This window comes from Gluconacetobacter asukensis, assembly GCF_014174375.1.
In the GTDB taxonomy this organism is placed as follows: Bacteria; Pseudomonadota; Alphaproteobacteria; order Acetobacterales; family Acetobacteraceae; genus Gluconacetobacter; species Gluconacetobacter asukensis.
This window is the reverse complement of record NZ_JABEQE010000028.1, coordinates 1-9,743: the sequence shown is the minus strand read 5'-3', so window position 1 is coordinate 9,743 and position 9,743 is coordinate 1. Positions and strand designations below refer to the sequence as shown.

The 9,743-nt window shown below is 61.6% G+C and carries 10 protein-coding genes and 1 tRNA gene; 4 read left to right on the top strand and 7 right to left on the bottom strand.

The features are described 5' to 3' along the window. Nucleotides 1-5: 5 nt before the first annotated feature. The 6 genes from HLH35_RS20425 to HLH35_RS18595 all read right to left on the bottom strand — a co-directional run bounded on the left by HLH35_RS20425 (nucleotide 6) and on the right by HLH35_RS18595 (nucleotide 6,470). Nucleotides 6-497, bottom strand: a complete 492-nt coding sequence (locus tag HLH35_RS20425) for an invasion associated locus B family protein (protein WP_408870144.1) — start codon at nucleotides 495-497, stop codon at nucleotides 6-8. Nucleotides 498-887: 390 nt separating this feature from the next. Then, nucleotides 888-1,235 carry a hypothetical protein gene (locus tag HLH35_RS18615; protein ID WP_182980569.1) on the bottom strand — a complete coding sequence of 116 codons (348 nt, stop codon included), beginning with the start codon at nucleotides 1,233-1,235 and terminating at the stop codon, nucleotides 888-890. A 293-nt stretch (nucleotides 1,236-1,528) separates the two neighbouring features. Beyond that, nucleotides 1,529-1,963 carry a ribbon-helix-helix domain-containing protein gene (locus tag HLH35_RS18610; protein ID WP_182980568.1) on the bottom strand — a complete coding sequence of 145 codons (435 nt, stop codon included), beginning with the start codon at nucleotides 1,961-1,963 and terminating at the stop codon, nucleotides 1,529-1,531. Nucleotides 1,964-2,125: 162 nt separating this feature from the next. Next, nucleotides 2,126-3,913 (bottom strand): relaxase/mobilization nuclease domain-containing protein, encoded by a 1,788-nt coding sequence (locus HLH35_RS18605; RefSeq protein WP_408870143.1) that lies wholly within the window; start codon nucleotides 3,911-3,913, stop codon nucleotides 2,126-2,128. A 1,090-nt stretch (nucleotides 3,914-5,003) separates the two neighbouring features. Continuing rightward, the gene (locus tag HLH35_RS18600) at nucleotides 5,004-5,480 is read right to left on the bottom strand and encodes a DUF2840 domain-containing protein (RefSeq protein ID WP_182980574.1); all 477 of its coding nucleotides are present in this window, start codon (nucleotides 5,478-5,480) and stop codon (nucleotides 5,004-5,006) included. Nucleotides 5,481-5,798: 318 nt separating this feature from the next. Continuing rightward, nucleotides 5,799-6,470, bottom strand: coding sequence for a DNA methyltransferase (locus tag HLH35_RS18595; protein ID WP_182980566.1), 672 nt, complete (start codon nucleotides 6,468-6,470; stop codon nucleotides 5,799-5,801). A 525-nt stretch (nucleotides 6,471-6,995) separates the two neighbouring features. Here HLH35_RS18595 and HLH35_RS18590 point away from each other — a divergent pair. The 4 genes from HLH35_RS18590 to HLH35_RS18575 all read left to right on the top strand — a co-directional run bounded on the left by HLH35_RS18590 (nucleotide 6,996) and on the right by HLH35_RS18575 (nucleotide 9,673). Beyond that, complete coding sequence (locus HLH35_RS18590) at nucleotides 6,996-7,244, top strand: hypothetical protein (protein WP_182980575.1); 249 nt, start codon at nucleotides 6,996-6,998, stop codon at nucleotides 7,242-7,244. Nucleotides 7,245-7,351: 107 nt separating this feature from the next. Continuing rightward, nucleotides 7,352-7,615 (top strand): type II toxin-antitoxin system RelB/DinJ family antitoxin, encoded by a 264-nt coding sequence (locus HLH35_RS18585; RefSeq protein ID WP_010511780.1) that lies wholly within the window; start codon nucleotides 7,352-7,354, stop codon nucleotides 7,613-7,615. Next, nucleotides 7,608-7,952 (top strand): type II toxin-antitoxin system RelE family toxin, encoded by a 345-nt coding sequence (locus HLH35_RS18580; RefSeq protein WP_182980565.1) that lies wholly within the window; start codon nucleotides 7,608-7,610, stop codon nucleotides 7,950-7,952. Before HLH35_RS18585 ends, HLH35_RS18580 begins: the two co-directional genes overlap by 8 nt. 32 nt (nucleotides 7,953-7,984) lie before the next feature. After that, complete coding sequence (locus HLH35_RS18575) at nucleotides 7,985-9,673, top strand: recombinase family protein (RefSeq protein WP_182980573.1); 1,689 nt, start codon at nucleotides 7,985-7,987, stop codon at nucleotides 9,671-9,673. On the opposite strand, the gene HLH35_RS18570 is transcribed toward HLH35_RS18575, so the two are convergent. Further along, nucleotides 9,633-9,706 (bottom strand) — tRNA-Met (locus HLH35_RS18570). The genes HLH35_RS18575 and HLH35_RS18570 overlap by 41 nt on opposite strands. Nucleotides 9,707-9,743: the final 37 nt, after the last annotated feature.

Here is a 9,743-nt window from a genome sequence, read left to right as displayed (position 1 = left end):
ACCGTTCAACGCGATGACGCTGTAGGTTTGCTCCATCCTTCGAGCGTTCTCAGTCCTGTATCCGCCCCGTCCAGAGCGAAATTGATCGTCAGCGTCCCGCCAGCCAGTTTCGTCAACACAATATGACCGACCTTACCGTGACGCAGGGCTGTAAGCTGCGTATCGGACAATGGCAGCCCAGAAAGACAACCCGCGCTCACGCAGGTTTGCAAAGGCAGGGGGAAAGCCGTCCCTTTGTCGAATGAAAGCTGAGCCGGCGCCTGGAGCGACATACCTAGCGGGGTCATCAATGTCAGACGCCACGGCTGCGCCACCCTGGCACCGTCCCGAGATGCGGATACACTCCTCGCAAGAATGACACCACCCAACGGAACGGTCTGTTTCTGCGCGTTTTGCATCACTAGTCTCTGCTCCAAAACGCATGCATCGGGGGCCGAACCAGGAGCAGGCGACGGGAAAGTGCAGCGATAACTCCAATCCCCCGCCAAACCGGACATAACGGTTGGTGACGCCGCTAGGGCACCATTTGATTTCGAGATTTCAGCGCCATGCACGGCACCGAAAGTACAAATGGATAAAATCGCACCCGCTGATACTGCAACAATCGAATTCTTCACGCCGCCCCGCAGACTATGTTTATTTTCATAAAAATATCCGATGCATGACACTACACACAAGACCGAGCAGCAGAAGGTTAGGTAAATTTATGTCATAATGTAACGCTCAGTGACATGATTGCAACATAATCTTTTCCCATAAACTTATATGATTATTCTATATTAGAATTTCTCATGGTGCATAAAACCGTACCCAACACTATCCTGGACCGATAAACACACCTACTGAACTACTGGTATAACTTACCATGTAGCGCTGGATTTTGCGTGTCAGCGCCTCCGCAGACCAAACCATAATAGAATTAGGGCCGCAATAATGGTCGTAGAACTCGACCTCAGAAAACACACCAAGAGTTCCAGCAACCCGTAGCCGATGGCCAGGATCACCACAAATCTGAATACTCCCCCCACATCCACATTCATGCCGTGAGAGCGATAATCGCATGCATAATGAGTCTGGCGATAGTCCTGATATTCGTGTTGCCCAAGGCGGATGAACTCTTCCTCGGAAAGCCAGCCCTTTTCTGCCTTCGCAGCATCAACACGGGAGCCATAAAAACGGGAGTCGCGGAAAGATGTCACAGTCCTTTGCCTTTCAACACAAGCTCCCACCGACATGGATCATGTTCCTGCACCTGCAGGTCGGGCAAGCTATACGCTTGCCTATTCCAGTATCACTGATGACGCCCTCAATACCAGGGTGCCAACCAGCATATCTCATACGAACAGGTGAACCGAGCCCTGAGATCGATTAAAATTCTTATTCGAAACGGAACATATTTCGACAAGATAAGGTTTTTTCGGTCTGTCGACTCGGATGAAAGCATGCCCCTGCCTGGACCTGAGGGCCTCAACGATCACCGTTTGTGTCACAGACGTCCGTGCGCTATCAATATCGTCTTGTCACAGCGTTATGCACTCCTATCTGTCACCTGATGCCCGGCAACATCCTTTATCCGATCATGTAGAAACCGGCGCCCCTTCGCCAGCCGCCGGACCAGCATTTCGTTGAACCGGGCATACATCTCCGCAGCCCGGTCCCTGGCGGCCTCGTTCTCGTTCGCTGGGACCGGAAGCTGGTGTGTCATCCAACTCCGAGTATAGAGGGCGAATGCCTCGCCCAGCACGGCGACGGCCTCGTCCACATCCTCGATCCGCCGTCCGAGTCGGTCCAGACGCTTCGACAGCGCCGCGTCCCGGCGTCCATCGTCCTCGCCGGAGACCAGCGACAGCACCGCCGCCTCGATCACCGCCGATTTCGACACCTTCCGGCGCTCGGCCAACGCCTCGACCTGCTTCAACAGGCCCGGCTCGAAATACACGTTCATCCGCTGCCGTCTGGTCATTGCCGTGCTCCCGATCTGGAGGTCCGATGACAGATTGACGCGGATTTTTTGTCGCGCAAGTCCCTGATGGGTCGGCATGGTACAGGGGCGTAGCCTGGCGTAAAATTGGCGGCTCCTGTCGGTGTTTGTCAGGGTTTCGGAACGACTCGTGGTAGCATCCCGCTACAGGCCAAGCCCCCTGCCCCGCCCCAGCTCCCAGGAGATGCCGCCATGCTCGTCCATGGAAATGGCCATCTCCTTCTGGCGCTGTCTGCCGATCTCCGGACGCCAGGGCACCAGCGAGAATTCATGCCCGCTCTCCAGCACCGCGAAGCGCCCGCTAGCCAGATCGACCGGGCCTTTCATCGTGCCCTGGATGGTCTCGAACCGGTCGAGAGGCCGCCACAGCTTTTCCCGCTTCCCGGCCATGGCCTGCCCGACCCGTTCCACCTCCCGCCCTTCCAGCGTCGCCAGCAGGTTCTTCCGGTAGCGGACCATGCCCTCCGGGGTGAGGCTGGCGTCCCCACGGTCGATCAGCGTCTGCTGTCTCTTGGTCAGGGCGTCGCCGACCTCGCCCCCGAAGCCTGCCTCCACCCGGTCGCCGTCCCGGCTGGTCCCGGCCATCAGACGCCGGTCGAGCCAGGTCGCGCCATCGGAGCCGATCTGCGCCTCAAGATCGAAGGCCGACAGCAGCCGCACCGTCGCCTTCGGCGCACGGGCGGCGTCATAAGCGATGGAGCGTTGCTGGAAGTCTTCCGGGATACGCCAGCGGTCGGCCTCCAGCCGCTCCACGATCCCCGCCCTCCGCAGAGCCTCCAGACGGCGAACATACCCCTTGATCAGGTCTTCCGGCGTGCCTTTGACGCTCCAGCGGTCGAGTTGCATCCGCTCCAGATGGACGGAAGGGCGGTAGATCCCGTCTTCGGCGTGCGTGAGGATCGTCCGGTCGGACGGACGCGGCCTGTCGGGAACCGGAGCGGCGGCGATTTCCACGATTGCGCCAGCGGGGATGTCCTCCATCTGGGCCGGATCGAAGCCACACAGGTGATGCACCCGTCCGTCGATGCCATCGACCACCAGCGACAGTTTCTCCCCCAGTTCATCGGTCAGGTGCCGGTCCACCAACCGCCCCGCCACCGGCCGCTCCGGGGCCTCGCCATGGAAGCGGAAATGCCCAGGATCGCGTGTCGGCGCTGTTCCCTTGTCGCGCGCCTTCAGGGCGCGGTGCATCTGCCGAGTGATGTCGTCCCGTTCGCCCAGATTGCGCAGACGCTCTTCCAGCCGCTCGTCGAGCGTCCATCTGCCCGGCGCTGTCTGGCTGGCCAGTCCCATGCGTTCCAGCTTCGCGAGACGTGACAGGCGCAGCCGTCGGTCCACCAGATCGGAGGTCGGCGTCTCGCTGCCGGGGCGCATGTCGAGATGGTTTTCTGTTGCCTGATCCAGCAGGGCACGGTCGAGGCGGGTGAAGCGGTCGCGGTCGATCTCGGCTTCCAGCTTGTGGCGCTGCTCGATCTCGGACACGGGGCCGAGGTCCAGCGTCACGAACTCGGAGGCGCGTTCGCGGAGGCCGTGGGTGATGTAGCCGCCATCAATGACGAGGTCTTTGCCCTGGTCGTCGCGGCCGTTGACCACGACATGGACATGGGGATGGGCGGTGTTGAAATGGTTCACCGCCACCCAGTCCAGCCGCGTGCCGAGATCGGCTTCCATTTGCGTCATCAGCTCGCGCGTGAAGTCCGTCAGATCGTCCATCCGGTCGGCGTCTTCCGGTGAGACGATGAACCTGAACTGATGCCGGTCGTCCGCGCCGCGTTCGAGGAAGGCTTTCGCATCGGCGCGATCGGTCGCCGCTCCATACAACACGCCACGCTCGCCGTCGCGGGAGGTGCCATCGCGCTGGATGTAACGCAGGTGCGCGGCGACCCCGCCTCCCTTCCCGGCCTGACGCACCACCCGCGCCTTCACGGTCACACGCCGGGAACCAGGAACCTGATGCCGCCAGCCGGTAATCCCGCGCGCACGAACGAAGGATGCGCCCCGCCCACGACCGACGCCACGGTAAGACGCGGAACGCGACGCGCTCCCCGCACGCGAGGTCGCACCAGACCCAGAAGAGAAGCGGCGGCCCCTGCTGCCGCCCAACCCGCCGCCTCCCCTCTTTCCGGGGGACAGGGATTGCCCGCGGACCTGTGTACGAACGGCGGCCAGAAAGTCGGCGTGACCGCGCGCCGCGCCGCCCTTCGAGCGGATGCGTCCCAGCCGGGGACGGAACGCGGTGTCGTCATCCTGCGCCATGGCCAGACCTCGCGAAAATCGGGCTTTTCGGGGGGACAGTGCCGTCAGAAACGACGGGAAACCCTCACTCCTGAAAAATGACGGCTCAGGCGAGCAAAATCTAGAGTGCTACTCAGATTTTCTCTAACCCCATGTGCAGACAGAAGAAAAACCCAGCGAACCGGCCCTATGGTGCCGGTTCCTTTAATCTTGCCCTCACGTTTTTTCTTCTTTCCGGCCTCTGAATTAGACTTTTTCGGATCTGATGGCCACTTCCAGCCTGACCGAGGGGACTGGCAAAACCTGCCACAGATTGCCTCCCGACACCACGCGAACGGAACAACGAAACGCTGCGCCGCGACCTGCTTTCGGTGCGTCTTATGACATGCCGTGGACACGTCAAAGCCATCCGCCGGACACGATCGAAAGCGACATCCGCGCATGACTGGGGACCGTCAAACTGGCGACACTTCCGGCGACAATGACCAATCGGTCAGTGTGCGTTCGTCGTGCATCCGGGCCGCCCGTCCAGCGCATGCGGATGATGTTCCGTGTGCGGGAAAACTCGTGTCATTCAACGCCGGAATCGTTCGTCGAAAGGGTGTTCGAAGGAGCGCCAAAGGCGACCCGAAATAGACGCGGCGGCACAGCCGACGCCTTCCGCTCGCGGCGCGAAGCGCCGCGTTGTCCCGGCACAAAACGAACGCGACAGGAGGATGGAAAAGCTGGCCGGAAAGAGAGGGAAAGGCACGGGCAAACGTCGGTAAGCCAGACGCGGACAGGACGGTCAATGCAACGCGCGACGACGCAGCCATGCCCGATGTCGTGCTTTGGTATAGGGATCGGGCTGCTGCCGTGCCTCCAGCCGATGGTGCAGGTATCGCCAGTAGTCGGGACTGACCTCCATCGGGTCGATGTCCTGCGCCTCGACCGCGTCGATCGCTTCCAGCACACGCTGGACGCGCGGCCACGAACTCTGGTGCAGCAACACCTCGCCACCGGGCTGCACGCATGGGACGGTCTGGTAGTCTTCGCCGGAGCCGACCGTGCGCACGATGTCGATGTGCGACGCGATCGTGCCATAGTCGTTGGCGGCCCAGCGGACAAAGGCGAACACGCTGCCGGAGGCAAAACTCAACAGACGACGGCGACGGTCGAGGATCGTGTCCGCGACCGGTCGCCCGAAGCGCAGCCAGCGTTCCACCTGCTTCTCGATCCACGTCAGTTCGACCGTCGTGAGCAGCGCGGGCGGATCATCAACCATCACGTCTGTTTCCTCTTCACGACTGCTCTCCTCCAGCACGGCCGTTGTCGGCAGGATGACGGCATCAGACTTCACTTTCACGCGCCAGCCTGCTGGCGCGTTCCGCTCGCGGCGCGGAGCGCCGCGTCGTCTCGCCGCGTTGCGGGCACCCAGCATGGCGCATGGGCAGCCACACGAAAAGGTCAAGGACCACGCGAGCCGGGCTTGCCCGGCGAGCCCGCCACGCCTGGGGTTTGGACGTATCCCCTGCCTCGATCCGCCGACCGGCGCGCCATTTGGAACCGTTCATAAAGGCCGGAAAGGAAAAGAGCGGGGGCTTTACGCTGCCCGCCTCTCGCCCCAATAGGTCAGCCGCCGGGAAGCCGTCGCCGCGTGCGTTTCGTCCAGTTCCATGCCCAGCCAGTCGCGCCTGAGATGCTGCGCCGCGACCAGGGAGGAACCGGACCCCGCGAACGGGTCCATAACCAACCCGCCAGCCGGGCAGAAGGCATGAACCAGCGGAAGAAGTGCGGCGACGGGCTTCTGTGTCGGGTGCATTTTGTTGCCGCTATAGGGCATGTCGATCACGTCCGGGATGGGCTGGCGGGGCGGTTCCGCGTCACCCTTGGCCAGAAGGAAAGCGCTTTCATGGGTGTATTGAAGAAACCGGGACGTTGAAGCGTAGGACTTGCGAAAGACGATATGCCCGACAATACGGAATCCCGCATCCCGCCATGCCTGCATGAACAGGTCGGCTTTCTGCCATCCGTAAAAACTGACCATGAACCCGCCCGGTTTGAGAACCCTGTGCATCTGGTTTACCGCCGGGCGAAGCCATGCGGTGTTGTCGTCATTGCGCACCGTCCGCCCGTCGCGGCCCCGGTAGTTCACAAGATAGGGCGGGTCGGTGAGGATGAAATCCACGCTCCCGCGCGGCATGGCGCGCATGAGGGCAACGCTGTCGCCGTGAAGGATCACATTACGGAAGGCCCCTTTTGCATTGTCGGTCATGTCCCTGACTCCTTGCTGGTAAAATAGCCGGTGGAAGCACCGTGCGTGCTTCCCGGAGGCGGGTGACCGCGCGGGAGAGTTGGGGACAAATGACGGCGGGAGTGGCCGGGTTGCGCGCCAGCGGGGCGAAGCCCTGCGCCGTCGCGCGGCCCTGCTACTCTGTAGGCGGCGTTTGGGGGAAGGGAGGCGAAGGGCCTTCCTTCCCCGTCACGATCCGGCCCGATGGCAAAACCGGATGTTGCAGGACGCCATGGATTGTGCTGCGTTCAACTGAGGATTCAGTGCCTCTGGTTCTCCAGCGTATTCACAAAATCATCAGAATAATTAATATTTGTTCATCATATCACCGAATGTTCTGCTTTTGTCGTCCGCCGGATTACGCCCGAATACGCCAGAGTACGCACACGCCGACAATTGCCGACACCAGTACTATTTGCCCGCTTCAAAAGTACAACGCGTTCTCCTTGAAGTATTCGTTTTTTATGCGCCATGCTCCGGTTCTCTCCAGACGGAAAGGGCAGGACGATGACGGACAAGGACCGCAGGACGAAGACTGGGCCGATCGCGCCGGCCAATGATAATAACCCGTCGGGAACCGCATCCGATCCGGCGATGAAAGCGCGGATGGACGAACTGGTGTTCATCCTCGCCAGGATGCTTGGACGCCAGATCGCCCGCGAGGAATTCGAACGACGGCTGGGTCAGATTGACACAGCCAACGACAACGATCCGTCAGACCGAAGTGCCGCAAGTCGGAAGGAACCGGATGAATGATGCCCATCATATCCAGGGGACCACTTCAGGCAGGCCGGGATCACCTGTTTTTCGCTTCCTTTATTCGTACAAATGTATTACATTTGTCCTGCAATCAGGAGGAAGCCATGTCCGCCGTGACGTTCCGTGTCGATGACGCCCTCAAATCCGCCGCTGTCGCCAAACTCTCCGCGCACGGCCTGTCTCTCTCCGACGTCCTGCGCGATACCCTCGCCTATATCGCCGAGACCGGCCAGCCGCCGGTAAAGCGGCGGCTAGTGACGGACGAAGATGCAAGACTGATCGAAATCGTCCGTGAACGCCTCGCCGATCCCGCCCCCCGCCACCGCATGACGCTGGCGGAACTCAAGGCCCGCCATCCCGATGACTGAATACGCGATCGAATTCGATGATCGTGCACTTTGGGAGTGGGACGGGCTGGACGGAAGCATTCGCAGGAAATTCGAGAAAAAGCTCGAAAAGCTTGTTCTGAACCCGCACTCTCCCGGTAACGAACTACACGGCGATCTCGCCGGATTCTACAAGATCAAGCTGCGCCAGGACGGCTATCGCCTTGTCTATCAGGTCGTGGAACAGCGGATCGTCATCTTCGTCATCGCGGTAGGACGCCGTGAGGACAACGAAATCTACACGGCGGCAACCGGGCGCATCCCGAAGACGCCAGCCGATCGGACAAATCAGCCCAGCGGCAGAAACCGCAAGAGGTAAACCTTACAAAACCACCTATCGGGAGATTCGCCATGACCCGTGTCGCGCTCTATGCCCGCTATTCCTCGGACAACCAGCGGGCGGCTTCCATTGAAGACCAGTTCCGTCTCTGTGAAGAACGCGCCACGCGCGAGGGCTGGCAGGTTGTGGAGTATTACCGTGACGCGGCGATCTCCGGAGCCAGCATGATCCTGCGTCCCGGCGTCCAGACCCTGCTCCGGGACGCACAGGCCGGACAGTTCGATGTCGTGCTGGCCGAGGCGCTGGATCGCGTCTCCCGCGATCAGGCCGACGTCGCCACCCTGTTCAAGCGTCTGCAATTCGCCGGCGTCACCGTCGTCACCCTGGCCGAGGGTGAGATCAGCGAACTTCACGTCGGCCTCAAGGGCACGATGAACGCCCTGTTCCTCAAGGATCTGGCCATGAAGACCCATCGCGGCCTGCGTGGCCGGGTCGAAGCGGGAAAGTCCGGCGGCGGCCTGTGCTACGGTTATCGCGTCGTGCATCAGATGGACGCGCGCGGCGAACTGATCCGGGGTGATCGCGAGATCGACGATGCACAGGCAGAAATCATCCGCCGCATCTTCCGTGAGTTCGCGTCAGGACGCAGCGCGCTTTCCATCGCCAGCCGCCTGAACGACGAAGGCATCGCCAGTCCTACGGGCGGCAAGTGGAACAACACCACCCTGCGCGGCAACGCCCTGCGTGGCACCGGCATTGTGAACAACGAGCTTTACGTCGGACGGCTGGTCTGGAACCGGCTTCGCTACCTGAAAGACCCGCAGACGGGCAAGCGCGTCTCGCGACTGAACCCGCAATCGGAATGGATCGTCACCGAGGTTCCCGAACTGCGGATCATGGACGACGGTCTCTGGCAGGCCGTGCGCGACCGGCAGGCGCTGATCGCCGAGAAAAGCGTGAACATCAGCGCCGGTATCCGCGCCTCCAACAATCGACTCAACGGTCAGCGTCGGCCGAAGTCACTCCTGTCGGGGTTGGTGTTCTGCGGCGTGTGCGGCGGTCCCTGCTCGATCCGGGGCGGCGACCGCTTCGCCTGCTCCACCCACATGGACAACCGCTCCTGCGCCAACAAAACCACGATCCGTCGCCCGGAACTGGAAGACCGGGTGCTGTCGGGTCTCAAGGACCGGCTGATGACGCCGGAAGCCGCTGCGGAGGCCATGCGCGCCTATGTCGAGGAAACCAATCGCACCAACCATGAACGCCGCGCCAACACGGCGGGATGGCAGGCGGAACTGACCAGGCTGCGTAAGGGCTTGAAACAGATGCTCCAGGTGATCGAGGATGGCGGCTACACGCGCGGCATGGTCGAGCGGATGCGCGAAATGGAGGCCCGTGAGGATGAACTGGTCGCCCTGCTCGCCGCCCAGCCGCAGGACGTGCCGGACATTCATCCCAACGTCGCCGGGATCTTCAGGCACAAGGTCGAGCGGCTGGCCGAGACCCTGAACCATCCCGAGGACCGGCAGGAAGCCTCAGAGACCATCCGAGCGCTGATCGAGAAGATCGTGCTTCATCCCGGCAAGGGCCGGGGCGAGATGCACGCCACGCTCCATGGCGAACTCGGAAACCTGCTGGATTTCGCCGCCTCACGCGGTCAGGGAGCCAAAAACGCGAACACTCCCGGAGCCAGGGCTTCGGGAGTGTCGGTATCGGGTATTGCGGGGGCAGGATTTGAACCTGCGGCCTTCAGGTTATGAGCCTGACGAGCTACCGGGCTGCTCCACCCCGCGGTGGTGTTGGGTAGACTGGAAGACCTGGCGGCGACCG